The 16,608-nt window shown below is 70.4% G+C and carries 20 protein-coding genes and 1 tRNA gene; 12 read left to right on the top strand and 9 right to left on the bottom strand.

Annotated features, from left to right (window positions below; genetic code table 11):
• The first annotated feature begins 59 nt into the window (after nt 1-59).
• The 3 genes from PV342_RS29825 (at nt 60) to PV342_RS29815 (ending at nt 2,476) form a co-directional block, all read left to right on the top strand.
• Nucleotides 60-380 (top strand): FmdB family zinc ribbon protein, encoded by a 321-nt coding sequence (locus PV342_RS29825; RefSeq protein WP_018559898.1) that lies wholly within the window; start codon nt 60-62, stop codon nt 378-380.
• Nucleotides 381-505: 125 nt separating this feature from the next.
• Entirely contained in the window at nt 506-1,516 is a 1,011-nt protein-coding gene (locus PV342_RS29820; protein WP_500319457.1) for a zinc-dependent alcohol dehydrogenase family protein, read from the top strand.
• 99 nt (nt 1,517-1,615) lie between these two features.
• Nucleotides 1,616-2,476 carry a universal stress protein gene (locus tag PV342_RS29815; RefSeq protein ID WP_391576482.1) on the top strand — a complete coding sequence of 287 codons (861 nt, stop codon included), beginning with the start codon at nt 1,616-1,618 and terminating at the stop codon, nt 2,474-2,476.
• A 75-nt stretch (nt 2,477-2,551) separates the two neighbouring features.
• On the opposite strand, the gene PV342_RS29810 is transcribed toward PV342_RS29815, so the two are convergent.
• Nucleotides 2,552-3,235 carry a helix-turn-helix domain-containing protein gene (locus PV342_RS29810; RefSeq protein ID WP_500319369.1) on the bottom strand — a complete coding sequence of 228 codons (684 nt, stop codon included), beginning with the start codon at nt 3,233-3,235 and terminating at the stop codon, nt 2,552-2,554.
• Nucleotides 3,236-3,643: 408 nt separating this feature from the next.
• Between PV342_RS29810 and PV342_RS29805 the strand changes: the two genes are divergently transcribed.
• Together PV342_RS29805 and mscL are read left to right on the top strand one after the other, a co-directional pair.
• On the top strand, nt 3,644-4,084 hold the full coding sequence (locus tag PV342_RS29805; protein ID WP_400802839.1) for a hypothetical protein: 441 nt from the start codon (nt 3,644-3,646) through the stop codon (nt 4,082-4,084).
• A 187-nt stretch (nt 4,085-4,271) separates the two neighbouring features.
• Nucleotides 4,272-4,751, top strand: a complete 480-nt coding sequence (mscL, locus tag PV342_RS29800; protein ID WP_400802841.1) for a large conductance mechanosensitive channel protein MscL — start codon at nt 4,272-4,274, stop codon at nt 4,749-4,751.
• Nucleotides 4,752-4,762: 11 nt separating this feature from the next.
• Here mscL and PV342_RS29795 read toward each other — a convergent pair whose 3' ends face one another.
• Nucleotides 4,763-4,969, bottom strand: coding sequence for a hypothetical protein (locus tag PV342_RS29795; RefSeq protein ID WP_361001862.1), 207 nt, complete (start codon nt 4,967-4,969; stop codon nt 4,763-4,765).
• A gap of 182 nt (nt 4,970-5,151) precedes the next feature.
• The gene (locus tag PV342_RS29790) at nt 5,152-6,138 is read right to left on the bottom strand and encodes a sigma-70 family RNA polymerase sigma factor (protein WP_386988332.1); all 987 of its coding nucleotides are present in this window, start codon (nt 6,136-6,138) and stop codon (nt 5,152-5,154) included.
• Nucleotides 6,139-6,326: 188 nt separating this feature from the next.
• Here PV342_RS29790 and PV342_RS29785 point away from each other — a divergent pair, with 188 nt between their 5' ends.
• On the top strand, nt 6,327-6,854 hold the full coding sequence (locus PV342_RS29785) for a GNAT family N-acetyltransferase (protein ID WP_386988329.1): 528 nt from the start codon (nt 6,327-6,329) through the stop codon (nt 6,852-6,854).
• Nucleotides 6,855-6,864: 10 nt separating this feature from the next.
• On the opposite strand, the gene PV342_RS29780 is transcribed toward PV342_RS29785, so the two are convergent.
• Nucleotides 6,865-7,368 carry a MarR family winged helix-turn-helix transcriptional regulator gene (locus PV342_RS29780; protein WP_089222379.1) on the bottom strand — a complete coding sequence of 168 codons (504 nt, stop codon included), beginning with the start codon at nt 7,366-7,368 and terminating at the stop codon, nt 6,865-6,867.
• Between the two features lie 99 nt (nt 7,369-7,467).
• Here PV342_RS29780 and PV342_RS29775 point away from each other — a divergent pair, with 99 nt between their 5' ends.
• A complete protein-coding gene (locus PV342_RS29775; protein ID WP_400802847.1) occupies nt 7,468-8,127 on the top strand; it encodes a GTP cyclohydrolase II in 660 nt (219 codons plus the stop codon).
• Between the two features lie 11 nt (nt 8,128-8,138).
• Nucleotides 8,139-8,906, top strand: a complete 768-nt coding sequence (locus PV342_RS29770) for a dioxygenase family protein (RefSeq protein ID WP_361001875.1) — start codon at nt 8,139-8,141, stop codon at nt 8,904-8,906.
• Between the two features lie 97 nt (nt 8,907-9,003).
• Here the strand turns inward: PV342_RS29770 and PV342_RS29765 are convergent, their stop codons facing one another.
• The 3 genes from PV342_RS29765 to PV342_RS29755 all read right to left on the bottom strand — a co-directional run bounded on the left by PV342_RS29765 (nt 9,004) and on the right by PV342_RS29755 (nt 11,930).
• Nucleotides 9,004-10,515 carry an MFS transporter gene (locus PV342_RS29765; RefSeq protein WP_386988321.1) on the bottom strand — a complete coding sequence of 504 codons (1,512 nt, stop codon included), beginning with the start codon at nt 10,513-10,515 and terminating at the stop codon, nt 9,004-9,006.
• 121 nt (nt 10,516-10,636) lie between these two features.
• A complete protein-coding gene (locus tag PV342_RS29760; RefSeq protein WP_400802851.1) occupies nt 10,637-11,269 on the bottom strand; it encodes a TetR/AcrR family transcriptional regulator in 633 nt (210 codons plus the stop codon).
• A gap of 250 nt (nt 11,270-11,519) precedes the next feature.
• Nucleotides 11,520-11,930: an organic hydroperoxide resistance protein gene (locus PV342_RS29755; protein ID WP_018559912.1), complete on the bottom strand. Its 411-nt coding sequence runs from the start codon at nt 11,928-11,930 to the stop codon at nt 11,520-11,522.
• A gap of 103 nt (nt 11,931-12,033) precedes the next feature.
• Between PV342_RS29755 and PV342_RS29750 the strand changes: the two genes are divergently transcribed.
• Both PV342_RS29750 and PV342_RS29745 read left to right on the top strand, forming a co-directional pair.
• Entirely contained in the window at nt 12,034-12,516 is a 483-nt protein-coding gene (locus tag PV342_RS29750) for a MarR family winged helix-turn-helix transcriptional regulator (protein WP_386988318.1), read from the top strand.
• A gap of 89 nt (nt 12,517-12,605) precedes the next feature.
• Nucleotides 12,606-12,678, top strand: a tRNA-Arg gene (locus PV342_RS29745).
• 96 nt (nt 12,679-12,774) lie between these two features.
• Here the strand turns inward: PV342_RS29745 and PV342_RS29740 are convergent.
• Nucleotides 12,775-14,256 (bottom strand): tyrosine-type recombinase/integrase, encoded by a 1,482-nt coding sequence (locus PV342_RS29740; protein ID WP_500319364.1) that lies wholly within the window; start codon nt 14,254-14,256, stop codon nt 12,775-12,777.
• Between the two features lie 160 nt (nt 14,257-14,416).
• On the opposite strand from PV342_RS29740, the gene PV342_RS29735 reads away from it, so the two are divergent.
• Nucleotides 14,417-14,728 carry a helix-turn-helix domain-containing protein gene (locus tag PV342_RS29735; protein WP_500319362.1) on the top strand — a complete coding sequence of 104 codons (312 nt, stop codon included), beginning with the start codon at nt 14,417-14,419 and terminating at the stop codon, nt 14,726-14,728.
• 29 nt (nt 14,729-14,757) lie between these two features.
• Nucleotides 14,758-15,711 carry a recombinase family protein gene (locus tag PV342_RS29730; protein WP_500319360.1) on the top strand — a complete coding sequence of 318 codons (954 nt, stop codon included), beginning with the start codon at nt 14,758-14,760 and terminating at the stop codon, nt 15,709-15,711.
• 17 nt (nt 15,712-15,728) lie between these two features.
• Here PV342_RS29730 and PV342_RS29725 read toward each other — a convergent pair whose 3' ends face one another.
• Entirely contained in the window at nt 15,729-16,475 is a 747-nt protein-coding gene (locus tag PV342_RS29725; protein ID WP_500319358.1) for a hypothetical protein, read from the bottom strand.
• Nucleotides 16,476-16,608 lie beyond the last annotated feature (133 nt).

The raw sequence follows: 16,608 nt of genomic DNA, 5'->3' as shown, positions 1-16,608 counted from the left end.
GAATGCTGCACTATTGACCGTCGTTAGCACTCAATGAGTCAGAGTGCCAGGAGGAGCAAGTGCCGACGTACCAGTACCAGTGCACCGCCTGCGGCGAGGGCCTCGAGGCGGTGCAGAAGTTCACCGACGACCCGCTGACCGAGTGCCCGGCGTGCAACGGCCGGCTCCGCAAGGTCTTCTCCGCGGTCGGCGTCGTCTTCAAGGGATCCGGTTTCTACCGGACGGACAGCCGCGGCTCGTCGTCCAGCAGCACCCCGGCCGCCAAGAGCGGCGGCTCGGAGTCGAAGTCCTCTTCCGACTCCAAGAGCAGCAGCTCGGCCGGCTCCTCCAGCGGTTCCACCAGCGGCAGCGGCAGCGCGGCGAGCACCTCGGCCGCCTGAGCGGAGCCCACGGCACCATCGCCTGGTGAAAGGCCCCCGTCGCGGCCGACGGGGGCCTTCGGCATGCCCGCGGGACCCGTTTCGTGCTGCAGCGCCGAGGCCTCCGGTCGCAGACTGGAGACATGCTGAGTGGTTGGGTCGTCGACCGGCCCGGGCCCATGATCACGGAGCCGCTGGTACGGGTCGGGCGCCCCAAGCCGGTGCCCGGACCCCATGAGCTGCTGCTGCGTGTGGAGGCGTGCGGCGTCTGCCGTACCGACCTGCACCTGGCGGAGGGTGATCTGCCGCCGCACCGGCGCGAGACCGTCCCCGGGCACGAGGTGGTCGGGCGGGTCATCGGCACCGGCGAGCTCGCCGGCCGCTTCGCCGAGGGCGACCGGGTGGGCGTCGCCTGGCTCCGCGGCACCTGCGGGAGCTGCGCCTACTGCCTGACCGGCCGCGAGAACCTGTGCCCGTACTCGCTCTACACCGGCTGGGACGCAGACGGCGGCTTCGCCGACTTCACCTCCGTACCCGAGGACTACGCCTACGCGCTGCCCGAGGACGCCGACGGCCGCGACGCCGTACGCCTGGCGCCCCTGCTGTGCGCGGGCATCATCGGCTACCGCGCGCTGCGCCGCAGCGACCTGCCGGCGGGCGGCCGGCTGGGCATCTACGGCTTCGGCGCCTCCGCGCACATCGCCGCCCAGGTCGCGCTGGCCGAGGGCGCCACCGTGCATGTGCTGACCCGGTCGGAGCGGGCGCGGGAACTCGCGCTGGAGCTCGGCGCCGCCTCCGCGGGGGCGGCGGCGGAGCGGCCGCCGGAGCCGCTGGACGCGGCCATCCTCTTCGCGCCGGTCGGCGACCTGGTGCCACCGGCGCTGGAGGCCCTGGACCGGGGCGGGACGCTGGCGATCGCGGGCATCCACCTCACCGACATCCCGGCACTGAACTACCAGCGGCATCTGTTCCAGGAGCGCAATCTGCGCAGCGTCACCTCCAACACACGACAGGACGGACGGGAGTTCCTGGCCCTGGCCGCCAGGATCGGGATCCGGGTGACCGCCACCCCCTATGCCCTCGACCACGCGGACCGGGCGTTGTCCGACCTGGCCGCCGACCGCGTCAACGGTGCGGCGGTGCTGGTGCCGGACTGAGTGGTGGGCCGGTGGGGACGGGGTGGGGAGGGGACCGGGTGGGGTGGACGGGTGGGGGGACGGAGGGGAGCGGAGCGACAGCGACAAGGAGGCACCGCCATGGACACCAGCCACGGACCGGTCGTGGTCGGCACGGACGGCTCGCTCCACGCCACCGCCGCGGTGATGTGGGCCGCCGGTGAGGCCGTGCTGCGTGATCGCCCGCTGCACATCCTGCACGCGACCGGCCTCGATACCCGTTCCGGCAGGAACCTGTCTCCCGAGACCGCACAGCTGGTCCTCGACAGCGGCCGCGCGTTGCTGGACGAAGCGGCGGCATCGGCGACCGCCCGCTACCCGGACCTGGCGGTCTCGACCTCGCTCGGCAAGGGCAAACCGGCCGACACCCTGCTGGAACAGTCCGGCTCCAAGAGCCTGACCGTCGTCGGCTGCCGTGGACGCGGTGGCTTCCACGCGCTGCTGCTGGGCTCGGTCGGGCTTCGCGTGGCCTCCCATGCGCACGGACCCGTGGTCGTCGTGCGGGGCAGCGAGCAGCCGTCCACCGGTGTCGTCCTGGTCGGTATCCGGGACGAGACCGATCTGGCCACCGTGCGCTTCGCCGCCGACGAGGCCCGCCTGCGGAAGGCCACCTTGCGGCTCCTCACCGCGTGGAGCCTGCTCGGGGCGGTGGGCGAGATGGTGCCCGGGCTGGACGACGCCACGTCGGTCGGCGACCGGGAGGCGGCCACGGAGCAGAACGTCGCCGACACGATCCGCGAGGAGTACCCGGACCTGACCGTGACCGTGGACCTGGTCAAGGCCTCCTCCGCCAGCGGCGCCCTGGTGGATGCCTCGGCCCATGCCGATCTGCTCGTCGCGGGTGCCCGGCGGCACCAGCGCGGCGGTGGCCGGCTGGCCCATGTGACCCATGCCGTGCTCCACCACGCCCACTGCCCCGTGGCGGTCTTCCACCACGTCTGAACGTCTGTGCCTGTGCCCGACCGAGCGCTCCCGACGGGCCCCCTCGACGGGCCTCGGCAGCTTCGGCGCCACCGCCTATACGGTGCGTATGAGACTGCCGGTGACATGGGTGGGGACGATGCGTATCCACAGATCGTCCTCACCCCCGGACCACGGGCCAGGGTGGGTCTCCAGAGCGCGAGTGTCCTCGGGATCGACGACGTGTTCGGCAACCCCGAGGACGAGCACGCTCCATCCCCCACTGAGGCAGGCGTCGAGCTGGTCGACCTCGAAGGCGATCTCGCTGCCCTTGGCGAGGGACGGAGGCGCGTCCGGGGCCGTGCGGTAGACGATGGCCCCGTCCACGACCGCGTAGTTCACCGGGACGACCGCGGGGTGGCCGCCGCCGGTGGTGAGCGCGATCCTGCCGACGTCATGGCCGGACAGCCGGGTCCAGCACTCCTGAGAGGGCATCTCCTCCATCACCGGCGGACCGACGGTCTCCGTCTCCCCCGGCAGGTGCTCGGCGTCACCGCCCAGCAGATGGCTGGCGGTGGTCCGCAATGCGCCCGCGAGCCGGAGCAGGGCATTGGTCCCGATGGTGTGGTGACACTGCTCCTCCACGTACCGCACATAGCTTGGCGTCATGCCGGCCTTGGCAGCCACCTCCTCGCGGCTGAGCCCCAGTTGCTCCCGCCGCTGTGCGACGCGACGGCTGACGTCCCCCGGATGGGCTCTCGACCTTTCGGACGGGCCGTCGCGCAATGAGTGCCTGGGCACGTCGACCACCTCCCGCTCTCGGGCTCGGACGCTTCTGTTCGTTACCAGCAAGCACACCACCGCGAGCGCCGAGCCGCCAGACCCTTCCGGCTCATCACCTCGAACGGGTGACCGAGTTATCCACAACCGGTCAGTACTCCACAGGGCCGCCGAGGTGCCTCGACGCGATGCGTCATGGTGGTCCTGCCAGGCCGGATGCGCCGGTGGGCGAAAGGCCCGATGACGGGGGTGGTCGAGATGGTGGACAGCGGTGGAGCCAGGCTGTGGACGGACGGTGGCGGCGTTTCGGTCCCACCGGCGGGTGCGGGGACGGGAGCGCCCGCCCCGTGCGCGGTCCCGGTGTTCGCGCCGATCAGGGCGGGCGGCGGGCGCCACCGGTTGCGCCGGGCGCTGCGCAGGCGGAGGCGGATGATGGCCACGGGCCTGGCGATGACGGCGGCCGCGCTGGCCGCCGCGGCGCCCCGTACGGATCCGCAGTCCGGACGGCCGGAGCGGGAAGGATCCGCTCCCACCGCCGCTGCCGGCCGGGACATGGTGCGGGCGCCGGTGCGCATCGCGGACGCGGCGGCGGCCGGGCTGGTGCGGCCCGGCGACCGGGTGGACATCCTCGCCGCGGCGCGCGTGGTGGCCCGCGGGGCGCCCGTGGTGGCGGTGCCCTCCCCCGCCTCCGGGGGCCAGGGCGTCCCGCCGGCCGGCATGGACGGGATCGGGAGTAGGAGCCGGGGCGGGGGCGGCTTCGGCGGCGGGATCGGAGACGGCGCGCTGATCGTGCTGTCGGTCCCGCCCGGGACGGCGGCCGCGCTGTCCGGCGCCGCGGCAACCTCGCCCCTGGCGGTGGCGCTGCGCTAGCCGCGCGCCGTGAGAAAGGCAACCGGCGGGGAGGGCCGCGGCGCGCACCCCCTACTCTCGGAGGCCGAACCGCTCAACCACCTCCGTCACGGCCGGCTTTCACGCCGGCAGTGCCCGGCGGACACCACCCACCCCACGGGTCCCCCGGGCCGAACTGCACGGTCGTTCTTCGAAAGGAAATCGTCCCTTGAAGGGCTTCAAAGCCTTCCTACTGCGTGGCAACGTCGTCGAGCTCGCTGTGGCGGTCGTCGTCGGCGCCGCGTTCAGCAAGATCGTCGACGCGTTCGTGAAGGGCCTCATCAATCCGGTGATCGGTGCCATCGGCACCAAGAACCTCGACGGTTACACCCTCTGCATCGAGCCGCCCTGCACCGTCGTCAACGGCGAGCTCAAGCAGGGTGTGGGCCTCCTGTGGGGCGCGGTCGCCGGCGCGGCGCTGACGTTCCTCATCACGGCCGCGGTCGTGTACTTCCTGCTGATCCTGCCGATGAACAAGCTCAACGACCGGCGCAAGGCGGGCAAGGAGGACGCGGTGACCGGGCCGACGGAGCTGGAGCTGCTGACCGAGATACGCGATCTGCTCGCGCGCCAGCAGCAGGGCCACGGCGGCGCACCGAGCGTCCCCTCCCCCTACGGCCACGGCGGCACCAACCGGACGCATCAATAGCGGCGTCCGCCTCAGATGTGGTGCGGGGGCTTCTCGTCGAGGAAGCGCGCGAGATCTCCCGCACCACCCTGGCCGGGGCGCTCGCCCCAGCCGGTGTCGGTGTCGTCGGACGACTGGCGGTCCAGCGGGTCGTCGAAGACCAGCGCCGCCGGCTCGCGCGGCGCTCGTGGGGCGGGGGCCGCTGCGGGCCCGGTAGTGGGGTCGGGGGTGCTGCTCATGCCGTCCAGGGTACGGGGCGGTCCGCCGCGCCCGGCCACGACGAGGGCCCGGCCGCACGTACGCGGGCGACGCGCGACCGGGCCGGCCCGGGAAGAGGGTCGAGCCCCGGCACAGGGGGGTGGCACCGGGGCTCGAGTCTGTGGGTGGTGGCGCGGGCGCCGGCAAGGGCTCCCGCTCGGGGTCAGGCCGCCTCGATGGACAGCCCTGTCGCACGCGCCATGCGCTTGAGGTCCGCAAGCGCGTGCTTCTCGATCTGCCGGATCCGCTCACGCGTCAGCCCGTGCTGCTTGCCGACCTCCGTCAGCGTGCGCTCGCGGCCGTCCACGATCCCGTACCGCGCCCGGATGATGGACGCCGTCCGGTCGTCGAGCCGGTCGATCAGATCCTCCAGTTCCTCACGCCGCAGCATGACGAGCACGGAGTCCTCCGGCGAGGCCGCCGAGGTGTCCTCGACCAGATCGCCGAACTGGGTCTCGCCCTCGTCGTCCACCGACATGTTCAGGCTCACCGGGTCGCGTGCCCAGTCGAGTACGTCGGAGATCCGTTCCGGGGTGGAGCCGAGCTCCGCGGCGATCTCCGCGGGCTCCGGGTCACGCCCGTGCTCGCGGTTGAACTCGCGCTGCACCCTGCGCACCCGCCCCAGCTCCTCCACCAGGTGGACGGGGAGCCGGATGGTGCGCGACTGGTCCGCGATGGACCGGGTGATCGCCTGACGGATCCACCACGTCGCGTACGTGGAGAACTTGAAGCCCTTGCTGTAGTCGAACTTCTCGACGGCGCGTACCAGGCCTGCGTTGCCCTCCTGGATCAGGTCGAGCAGCGGCAGGCCGCTGCGCGGATAACGTCGCGCGACGGCGACGACCAGGCGCAGGTTGGAACGGATGAAGACGTCCTTGGCCCGCGCACCCGCGGCGGCTATCGCTTCCAGTTCCTCTCGGTCGGCGTCCGCTCCCTGACCCAGCTCCTCGCCCGCGAGGAGCTGCTCGGCGTAGACACCGGCCTCGATCGCCCTGGAAAGCTCGACTTCCTGCGCGGCGTCCAGCAGCGGCGTACGCGCGATCTCGTCGAGGTACATGCCGACCAGGTCGCGGTCGGCCATCTCGCCGTGGCCTGCGCGAGCGCTGCTCTTCCCGCCTGCGGTGCTGCGGGCGACGGCACGGGTTGCCATGCGTGCTCCCTTGCGAAGGTTCGGTCGGGTGTCGGATCGAATGAGCTGCCCTCCAGCAGCTTCACGCGTGCCTTTCGGCTGCCCACTCGAAAAGAGATAACGACTGGAATCCGGACACAATTCCCAGGCACAGCCCCGTTTTTTACGATCTTGCAGTACCCTGTCCGGCCACAGCCGGAGGTGGATCATTGTCCGAGCCCGTCGAAGTGCAGGTCAGACCGGGTGGCGAGGAGGACCTGAAGGCCCTCACCGACCTGTACAACCACTACGTCCGTGAGACGCCGATCACGTTCGACCTGGAGCCGTTGTCACTGGAACAGCGCCGCCCTTGGCTGCTCTCCCACCCGGAAGACGGACCGCACCGCCTTTTGGTTGCCCACGGGACGAAACCCGACGGCACGCCGGGCCTGCTCGGATACGCCACGAGCAGCCCATTCCGCCCGAAGGCCGCGTACTCCACCTCCGTGGAGACCTCCGTCTACTGCGCCCCGGAGGCCGGCGGCCGCGGCGTCGGCACCCTTCTCTACGCGGCGCTCTTCGAGGCCCTGAGGGGCGAGGACGTGCACCGCGCCTACGCGGGCATCGCACAGCCCAACGAGGCGTCCGTCCGGCTGCACGCCCGCTTCGGCTTCCGCCCGCTGGGCGTCTACCGCGAGGTCGGCCGGAAGTTCGGCCGCTACTGGGACGTCGCCTGGTACGAGAAGGACCTGGGCTGAGCCGGCCCGGTCAGCGCAGCCAGGGCAGGTCGCCCACCACGCCGTTCTCCGGCTGAAGCCCCCCTGCGATGACCCGGCAGATCTCGCCGAGCTGACGCACCTGCTCCTCCGACAGCCGGTCGAAGATCGCCCCGCGCACCGCCTCCACATGGCCGGGAGCGGCCGCGGCGAGCGCCGCGAAACCCTCGTCGGTGAGGACCGCGAGCTGCCCGCGCCGGTCGGAGGGGCAGTTCTCACGGCGGACCCACCCGTTCTCCTCCAGGCGGGAGATGGCGTGGGAGAGCCTGCTGCGCGTAATCTTCGAGCGTTCCGCCAGCTCCGTCATGCGCATCCGGCGGTCGGGGGTCTCCGAGAGCCACACCAGCAGCGAGTAGTACGCGTGCGGCATCCGCGCGTCGCGCTGGAGCTGCCGGTCGAGTGCGTCCGAGACCAACTGGGTGGACGCCATGTAAGCGCGCCAGGCGCGCTGCTCGTCCTCGCTCAGCCAGCGGGGCTCGGGAGCTCTCGTGGTCATGGTCCCACTCTACGGATTCAACCTTGAACTTTCAAGCAATTACGGATACCTTCCCCCCTGCTGGCTTGAAACTTCAAGAAACCCAGGCGAGGCATCCGTATGACGAACGGCCCGACCGCCCCGACCGCCGCGGACGCAGCCCCCGCCCCGCCGCGCGCGGCCATTCGCACCCGGGTCCGGATCCCGCTGCGCTTCCCCGACGGCTGGGCCACCCCGGCCGACGTCTTCACCTTCACGGGCCTCGCCGACGGCAAGGAGCACATCGCGCTCGGCCTCGGCGCCCACGAGGGCGCGACGTCGCCGCTGGTCCGCCCGCACTCCGAGTGCCTCACGGGCGACGTCTTCGGCTCCGCGCGCTGCGACTGCGGTCCCCAACTGCGCGAGGCCGTACAGCGCATCGCCGAGACCGGCGGCTATCTGCTCTACCTCCGCCAGGAGGGCCGGGGCATCGGCCTGTACGCCAAGCTCGACGCGTACGCCCTCCAGGACGAGGGCCTGGACACCTTCGCCGCCAACCGCGCCCTCGGCCGCCTCGACGACGAACGCGACTACACCGCCGCCGCCCAGATGCTCGGCGCCCTCGGCGTCGACGCGATCCGCCTGCTCAGCAACAACCCCGACAAGGCGGAACAGCTGACCGCGCTCGGCGTCACGGTCACCGAGCGGGTGCCGACCGGGGTGCACCTGTCCGAGGACAACGTGCGCTACCTGCGCGCCAAGGCCGAGCACACCCACCACACCCTCGACCTCCCGGCCTGAGGAGGCCCACCATGCGCATGCCCGCCCTCTACCTCTCGCACGGCGCCCCGCCGCTCGCCGACGACCCCGTGTGGCCGGGCGAACTGGCCGCCTGGTCCGCCGGTCTCCCGCGCCCCACGGCGATCCTCATGATCTCCGCGCACTGGGAGGAGGCCCCGCTCGCGCTCGGCGCCACCACCACCGTCCCGCTCGTGTACGACTTCTGGGGCTTCCCCCGCCACTACTACGAGGTGCGGTACGCGGCCCCGGGCGCGCCCGCCCTGGCCGAATCCGTTCGCAAGCTGCTGCGCGCCGCGGGAACCCCCGTCCAGGACATCCCGGACCGGGGCCTGGACCACGGGGCGTACGTCCCACTCGTGGAGATGTACCCGGACGCCGACATCCCCGTGCTGCAGGTCTCGATGCCCACGCTCGACCCGCAGAAGCTCATGGACATCGGACGCAGGCTCGCCCCGCTGCGCGACGAGGGCGTGCTGATCGTCGGCAGCGGCTTCTTCACGCACAACCTCGCCGCGCTGCGCCACGCCGGCGGGGTGCCGGGCTGGTCGGCGGAGTTCGACGACTGGGGGCACCGCGCGCTCGAGGCGCACGACGTGGACGCCCTGCTGGACTTCGAGCACAAGTCCCCCGCCGGGCGGCTCGCCCACCCGCGGACCGAGCACTTCGCCCCGCTCTTCGTCACCATGGGCGCCGCGGAGGACGACCTCGGCGACCAGCGCAGCGCCATCGACGGCTTCTGGATGGGTCTGGCCAAGCGGTCCGTGCAGTTCGGCCGGTAGGCTGCGCAACGCAACGGGAAGGGCCCCGCTTCCTCTCATGAAGCGGGGCCCTTCGCCGTGCTCGCCGTCCGGCGTGCCGTCGTCGTCGACGCGTCCGTCAGTGGGCGATCACCGGGACGGCGACGTCCTCCGCGCCCTCGGCGTCCTTGTTGCCGGACGCCGCGACCACGCCGCCGCCACCACCGGTGTTGACGAAGGTGAAGGCGATGAGCGCGGAGAGGGCCAGGATGCCGACCGCCCACCAGATCGCGGTGGAGTAGCCGTGCACGGCCGCGGCGTTGATGAAGCCCTGCTTGCCGAGCGTGCGGGCCTCGGCCGCGTGCGCGGCGACCCACGAGGTGGTCGCGCTGGCCGCGATCGTGTTCAGCAGCGCCGTACCGATGGCACCGCCGACCTGCTGCGAGGTGTTGACCATGGCGGAGGCGACACCCGCGTCACGCGGCTCGACACCGTGCGTGGCCAGGCTCATGGCCGGCATGAAGGCCGTACCCATGCCGAGGCCGAGCAGGATCTCCGCCGGCAGGATCAGGCCCGCGTACGAGCTGTCGACGGACAGCTGCGTCAGCAGCAGCATGCCCAGGCCCGCCACCAGGAAGCCCGGGGCCATCAGCAGGCGCGGACGGACGCGGGTCATCAGGCGCGCGCCGATCTGCGTCGAGCCGGTGATCATGCCCGCGATCATCGGGAGGAAGGCGAAGCCGGTCTTCAGCGCGGAGTAGCCCTGGACGACCTGCAGGTAGTAGGTGAGGAAGAGGAACAGGCCGAACATCGCGATGATGGCCAGACCCAGCGAGAGGTAGACACCACCGCGGTTGCGGTCGGTCACCACGCGCAGCGGCAGCAGCGGGGCCTTTACACGGGCCTCGACGACCACGAACGCGATGAGCAGCACGGCCGAGGCCACGAACAGGCCGATCGTGGTGCTCTCGCTCCAGCCGTGGGTCTCGGCGCGGGTGAAGCCGTAGACCAGGGAGACCAGGCCCGTGGTGGCGAGCACGACACCGGGGATGTCCAGGCCGCTGCTGTTGCGGCTGCCGGCCGGCTCCTGGACGAAGCGCAGGGCACCGAACACGGCGACGGCGGCGAAGGGGATGTTGACGAAGAAGGTCCAGCGCCAGTCCAGGTACTCGGTGAGCACACCGCCGAGGATCAGACCGACGGCACCGCCACCACCGGCGATGGCGCCGTAGATGCCGAACGCCTTGGCGCGCTCCTTGGCCTCGGTGAACATCACCGCGAGGAGCGACAGCGCGGCCGGCGCGAGCAGCGCGCCGAAGGCACCCTGCAGCGCGCGGGCACCGAAGAGAACCCCTTCGTTGGCCGCGGCGCCGCCGATCGCGGAGGCGGCGGCGAAGCCGATCAGGCCGGTGACGAAGGTGCGGCGGCGGCCCCACAGGTCGGCGATGCGTCCGCCGAAGAGCAGCAGGCCACCGAAGACGAGCGCGTAGGCCGTGATGACCCACTGCTTGTTGGCGTCCGAGATGCCCAGGTCGGTCTGGGCGGAGGGCAGGGCGATGTTCACGATGGTGCCGTCGAGGACGACCATCAGCTGGGCTATCGCGATGAAGGCCAGCGCCTTCCAGCGCTGGGCGTGTGCCAGATCAGGCATGGGTGAACTCACTAACGGTACGAAGAGATGACGACATTGAAGACGAAGAGGACAGACGGTGCGTAACAGAAATGTTGTGGGCGAGTGAATTACGCGAGGGGGCCCGTTCGGCAGGCGGAGTTCAGCGACATTGCCGAAGGTCCTCGAAAGTGGCGGAGTCACCCGGGAGTTCGGAGCGCGCCGGCGCCTGCAGGCCGTCCACGAACAGCTGCAGATGACGGCGGATGAAGCGCTCCATGCTGCCGCAGTGCTTACCGGGCAGCGGCCGCGTCAGCTGGCTGACGGCCACCATCACGTCGCCGACGTCGATGTCGGTACGGAGCCGCCCGGACCGCCTGCCGGCGGCCATCAGCTCCTCGATCGCGCGCTCCAAGCGTACGCGGCCCTCCTCGAGCCGCGGATCCCCCTTGCCGAATCCGGTGGAGAGCATCGGACACAGCGCGCCCACACGCTCGTCGGCCGCCTCGTGCACGAAGCGGCGCAGCGCGTCGAAGGCGTCCGGCTCCTGCGCCAGCGCCTCCTCGGCCCGCTGGGTGATCCGGTCCATCACCGACAGGGCCACCTGGAGCGAGAGCTCCTGGCGGTCGGCGAAGTGCCGGTAGACGGTGGCGTTGCCCACGCCGGCCCGCTTGGCGATCTCGTCGAGCGGGGCGTCGGTGCCGTACTCCAGGAGCGCCTCGCGGGCGGCGACGATGATCCGCTCGCGGTTGCGCGTGGCGTCCGCGCGGAGCTTCACTGCGGCCGCTACTGCCATGGCGGGCACTCCTTTCTGTCCTTCGGTGGCGCTCGGTTCCGGGGAGCGAGTCCCCGTTTGTGCGACGTAGGTGTAAACGGGGAGCCGTTCCCCGGATATTTCGGCGTCGCTTGTGAGCTGAGTCACAGGCAACGGGGGTGGACGCGGGGCCGCTTGGCAGCACCCGCCCCGCCGGCCCCGCACGCACGGGAAGGGCCCCGGACGCTACCGCGCGCCCGGGGCCTTCCGCACTTTCCGATACCTGCTCCGCTTACTCCACGACGAGCTCGACCGGGATGTTGCCCCGGGTCGCCTTGGAGTAGGGGCAGACCTGGTGGGCCTGCTCAATCAGCGCACGGCCGGCCTCGTTCTCAAGCTCCGACGGCAGCTCGGCGCGGAGCACGACCGCCAGGCCGAAGCTCGTGTCGTCCTTGCCGATGGTCACCTCGGCGGTCACGGAGATCTCGCTGGTGTCCACCTTCGCCTGCCGCCCGACCAGGGCGAGGGCGCTGGCGAAACACGCGGCGTAGCCGGCCGCGAAGAGCTGCTCGGGGTTGGTGCCCTGACCGTTGCCACCGAGCGCCGGCGGCATGGCGAGCGCCAGGTCGAGCTGTCCGTCGGAGCTGACGGCACGCCCGTCACGGCCGTTGGCGGTGGCGACGGCGGTGTACAGCGGGTCCATGAGACATCCTCTTTCGATCGGTTGCGATCCCGTTGACGACAAGTAGAGCACACAACCGAGTTGTGCACAACTAAAACGTGGACGGCCGAGCTACCCTGTAGCCATGACCGCCACCGCGCCCGCCCGTGCCGGGGACCACCTCCGGCTCGAGAACCAGATCTGCTTCTCCCTGCACGCTGCCTCGCGCGCCTTCGGCGGCGTCTATCGCGTCGTGCTCAAGGACCTCGGCCTCACCTACCCCCAGTACCTGGTGATGCTCGTGCTCTGGGAGCACGGCGCCCTGCCGGTCAAGAAGATCGGCGAGCACCTGCGCCTCGACTCGGGCACCCTCTCCCCTCTTCTCAAGCGCCTCGAGGCCACCGGTCTCGTCCGCCGCGAGCGCTCCGCCGACGACGAGCGCTCCGTCACGGTCCACCTCACCGACGCCGGCACGGCGCTCCACGACAAGGCCCTCCAGATTCCGCGCCGCATCTCCGCGGCCACGGGCCTCGGCCTGGACGAGATCAACGACCTGCGCACCCGCGTCGACCGCCTCACCGCCGCCCTCACCGCGGCCGACCTCGACGACGGCCCGCCCTGCGGCTGACACCCCTGGCGCGGCGCCACACCCCCCGGGGCCCGGAGCAATCGCCGGCACACCCCTGATCCGCATCCGCTAGGCTGTCCCACGCTTCCGCCTCAGTAGCTCAGGGGATAGAGCACCGCTCTCCTAAAGCGGGTGTCGCAGGTTCGAATCCTGCCTGGGGCACATGGTCTGACCTGCGTCAGAACAACGAAAGGCCCCCCGGAGACGGTTTCCGGGGGGTCTTTCGATCTCGTATGGGAACGATCTGGGAACGAGCCGTCAGGCGGCGTCATTCGTGGGAACGTCCGTGGACTCGTCTGCCGCTGTCTCCGACTCGGTGGCCGTCTGGCGCAGCGCCGGCGACTTTCGCGGAACCAGAGCAAGCGGGGCGTCGGCCTGAGCTTCCTCGAACTGCGGCAGCACCGACGTGTAGGTGTCGGCGGTCAGCGAGTACGAGGAGTGCCCCAGCAGGGCCTGAATGGCCTTCATGTGGACTCCGGACGCCAGGGACAGCGTTGCTGCGCAGTGCCGCAGGTCGTGTAGCCGTACCGGCGGCAGCCCGAGTTTCTTGATCAGGCGCATGAACGCCTGAGACAGGTACTCCGGGTGGTACGCGCCACCGTCCTCCCAAGAGAACACCAGACCCGTCTGCTTCCAGGTCTTGGCGCTCTGCTCCCACTCGGCCCGCTCCTTGGCCTGCCGCTCACGCCACAGTTCCAGCAGCTTCCGCGTCTCGGAGTCGAGCTTGATCGTCCGGGCCCCGCTCTCGCTCTTGGGAGTGTCCTCCCACACGTCATACGAGGCGGCCACCAGCTGCTCGCTGATGTGCACGATGCCCATCGCCAGGTCGGTCTCGGCCCACGGCAGGCCGACCGCCTCGCCGCGGCGCAGTCCTCGGAAGACCATCAGGTGGAACATCGGGTACAGGCGGTGCTCAGCGACGGCGTCCAGGAACTCACCCGTCTGTTCCGGCATCCACACCATGACCTTGCCGGGCTTCTCGCCGGTCTGCCGCCACGCCTCGATCCGCGCTGGCGTCCACACCAGCGGCTTGGGGCGGACGTACTTGGGCAGTACGACGCCCTTCGTCCAGTTCTCGGAGATCAGCTTCTCCTGTACTGCGTCCTGCAGGGCGCCGGAGAGCGTGTTGAGCATCTTCGTCTGCGTGCCGGGGCCGGTGACGTGCCATGGCAGGGCGCGGGCCGCCTTCAGGGTGGCCTTGGCGTCCTCCCATTCCTGGCGCAGCTTCTTGGGTCGGGGCCGTTCCAGGGAGGCTTTCCACGCCTCGTGGGCTGCACGCTCGGCTGCGACGGCTTGGTGCGCCTTGACGTGGTTTTCTGCGTGGACCTCGTTGTCGGCCCACAGCTTCTCGAACATGGCCTGGATGTGCCGGGTGCGCAGCGACAGCATCTTGATCCCGCCGAGGTAGGGGATGAAGACGCGCTCGATGTAGTCCTCGTATCCCTTGCGGGTGGACTTCTTCAGGTCGACCCGCTTGGCGAACCAGCGACGAAGGTACTCCCCCGCCGTCTCGTCGCTGAGGACGTCGACGCCGCCCTGCGCGAGCTTCCAGACCTTCTCGGCCGCGGTGGCTGCCTCCTTCTTCGTGCGGAAGCCGCCCTTCTTGGCGCGCGGCCGGCGCATGCCGTCAGGGCCAGGAGGTAGCTCGATGGAGTAGTACCAGGACCCGTGGTCGCGCTGCTTGAGCTTGGGGCAGGTCTTCTCCAGGGAGCCGACCTTCTGGTTGCCCTCAGCGTCCAAGACAGGGTTTCCGTCCCCGCCTACCAGCGGCCCCTTGCAGGCACACCGCTTGTACGTCTTGTCCTCGAACACGGTCCCCCACCCCTACGCCTGGCATCCCCTATGAGCGCACATTCTTCCCTAATGTGGCTGGCTGGAGCTGCCTCTTACCAGGACTGACGTGTATGGTGTGGCACATGTTGGCGCGGGGGAGAACGCGGCAACGAACATGGCGACAACGAGCACTCCAGCCGCCGATCTGCGCGGCATGAGCCTTGATGAGGTTCTGGCACTGCCGGCGACGGTTAACGTCGTGACTGCGGCTCGCGCATTGGGCATCGGTCACAACAAGGCGTACGACTTGATCAAGGCCGGACAGTTTCCGGTGCGGACGCTGCCTTTGGGAAGTACGGTTCGTATTCCCACGGCTGCATTGTGGGAGGCGTTGGGGATCGGCTCGCTGCGACAGGGACTGGCGTCTGCGGGCCACTGAGTTGAGTTTGGGATGGTGGCATGCCGCGCTTGTACGGCTTCGACAACCAGGCCCTGACGCGTGTCCGCGATCAGGAGCGTCGGGTTGTCCGTGAGGCCGTGGGTCGCGTCCGCGCGGGACAGTCGCAGGCTGAGGTCGCCGCTTGGATGACGGCCGAAGGCCATCGGGGCACCATGGGCGGCGAGTGGACGACGATGACGCTCGGCCGCCTCCTGGACAACCCGTCCATCGCTGGACTGGAGCGGGATCCCGCGACGGGCGAGCTGCGCGAGACCGGCCGCGAGGCGCTGATTACACCGGAGGAGTTCCGGTGGCTGCAGGAAAACCGTCCCGGCCGGCGCGGCAGTGTCCGCAGCGGGCAAGCCCGCGAGGGCGACTACGAGTATCTGGCGACGGGCGGGCTCGCGGAGTGCGGCGAGTGCGCGCAGCAGTTGACCGGCGGCCGTACTAGCGCCGGTACGCCGTCCTACCGCTGTCCGACGAGCTTCGAGGGGCGCGGCGGGTGTGGCAAGGTCCGCATCAACGCGGCGTTGCTCGAGACTCACCTCGCCGAGCACGCTCTTGGTGAGCTCGCGCGCCCGGGTGCGCAGGCCGCATTGGAACTGGCGCGTGCGCAGATGGGCGCCGAGGCGGATGGGGTACGTACGCAGATCGCCGACCTTGAGAAGGCGCGGGTCGAGCTGGCTGAGCCGTACTCCCAAGGCCAGGTGTCTCGGGACGCGTTCGTTGCGGCCGACCGTCGCATCAGCGAGAAGCTGAAGCAGGCTCGATCCCGGCTCCGATACTTGGAGCAGGCCGTGGATGTGCCCTTGGGTGGGGTCAAGGACCTGGCCCGCTGGTGGGACCATGCTCCGAACCGCTCCAAGCGGGCCTTGCTCGTGCTGCTGCTGGAGAGGGTCCAGGTGTTTCCGGCGCGTGCCCGCGGGGTGCGGGACGTGGACGACCGGGTCACGCTGACCTGGCGCACCGCCGTTGAGGCGTAGGCGGCGCGCCCGGACCGTCAGTCCTGCACGTCGTGGTCGGGCGACGTCGCCCACCAGTAGATCACCTCGTTGAGCGTTTCCACACCGAGCGTTTTGCGGAGATCGCCCAGCAGGGAGTTGGCCCATGCCGCGCTGATGCCGAGGTTCTTGGCGGCCTGCGCCTGTGTGCGGCCCAGGCACAGTTCCCGCAGGACGGCCCGCTGGCCGGCGGTGGTGATCAGACCGTCGTCTTTGCCGTTGGACCGCCCGATCCAGGGGTCGGCGCGTTCCCAGAACAGCTCGAAGACCTGGGCGATGACGCCGACCACCAGCGGGTCGGAGATCATGACTGCCTCGTTGCCGGGCGGTTCGCCCTCGCCGGCGTGGACGCGCACGAAGCACACGCGGCGATCGAAGATGATGCTGCGCTCGAAGCGGCCGTTGAAGGTGCGGATCTCCGCGCCGGCGGCCGCCATTTCCTTTGCCCAGTTGCCGACCGTCGCGACCCGGCGGACCGAGCTGTGGTACATCGTCCGCATCGAGATGCCCTGCTTGACTGCGGCGTGGTCGCGGCCGAAGGAGTGCGACAGGTCGAAGGGTGTCCGCGGGCCGGGCTGCGCGGACAGGATCTCTTTACGGGCGGTGGAGTGTGCGCTGGCGATGAGCTCGTTGACCTGGTCCTGGCCGACCACGTGTCGGACCGTCTCGTTGCGAGGTCGCGAAGTCTGGTGGCGGTCCCGCAGGTCTCCGAGAAAGCCCGGTAATGCGCCCGCGTAGGCGGTCAAGGTCTGCAGATGGGTGTGTATCTGCTCGATGAGGCCTAGGTGTTCTGTCCACAGAGGTTGGTGACGGATCTCTCGGCTGAGGGATCTTGAAATGGGTGAGGGCCTTCTGGCTCGGTGTGGATTGCGACATCTG

It is taken from the genome of Streptomyces sp. PA03-3a (assembly GCF_033792735.1).
Taxonomy (GTDB): Bacteria; Actinomycetota; Actinomycetes; order Streptomycetales; family Streptomycetaceae; genus Actinacidiphila.
The sequence above is the reverse complement of the archived record's forward strand: the minus strand, read 5'-3'. Positions and strand labels throughout refer to the sequence as shown.

Coding starts and splice junctions, on each gene's coding strand:
- PV342_RS29775 (WP_400802847.1), top strand. CDS start 7,468: ATGACGAACGGCCCGACCGCCCCGACCGCCGCGGACGCAGCCCCCGCC.
- PV342_RS29795 (WP_361001862.1), bottom strand. CDS start 4,969: ATGAGCAGCACCCCCGACCCCACTACCGGGCCCGCAGCGGCCCCCGCC.
- PV342_RS29805 (WP_400802839.1), top strand. CDS start 3,644: ATGATGGCCACGGGCCTGGCGATGACGGCGGCCGCGCTGGCCGCCGCG.
- PV342_RS29755 (WP_018559912.1), bottom strand. CDS start 11,930: ATGGACCCGCTGTACACCGCCGTCGCCACCGCCAACGGCCGTGACGGG.
- PV342_RS29750 (WP_386988318.1), top strand. CDS start 12,034: ATGACCGCCACCGCGCCCGCCCGTGCCGGGGACCACCTCCGGCTCGAG.
- PV342_RS29815 (WP_391576482.1), top strand. CDS start 1,616: ATGGACACCAGCCACGGACCGGTCGTGGTCGGCACGGACGGCTCGCTC.
- PV342_RS29765 (WP_386988321.1), bottom strand. CDS start 10,515: ATGCCTGATCTGGCACACGCCCAGCGCTGGAAGGCGCTGGCCTTCATC.
- PV342_RS29760 (WP_400802851.1), bottom strand. CDS start 11,269: ATGGCAGTAGCGGCCGCAGTGAAGCTCCGCGCGGACGCCACGCGCAAC.
- PV342_RS29790 (WP_386988332.1), bottom strand. CDS start 6,138: ATGGCAACCCGTGCCGTCGCCCGCAGCACCGCAGGCGGGAAGAGCAGC.
- PV342_RS29780 (WP_089222379.1), bottom strand. CDS start 7,368: ATGACCACGAGAGCTCCCGAGCCCCGCTGGCTGAGCGAGGACGAGCAG.
- PV342_RS29770 (WP_361001875.1), top strand. CDS start 8,139: ATGCGCATGCCCGCCCTCTACCTCTCGCACGGCGCCCCGCCGCTCGCC.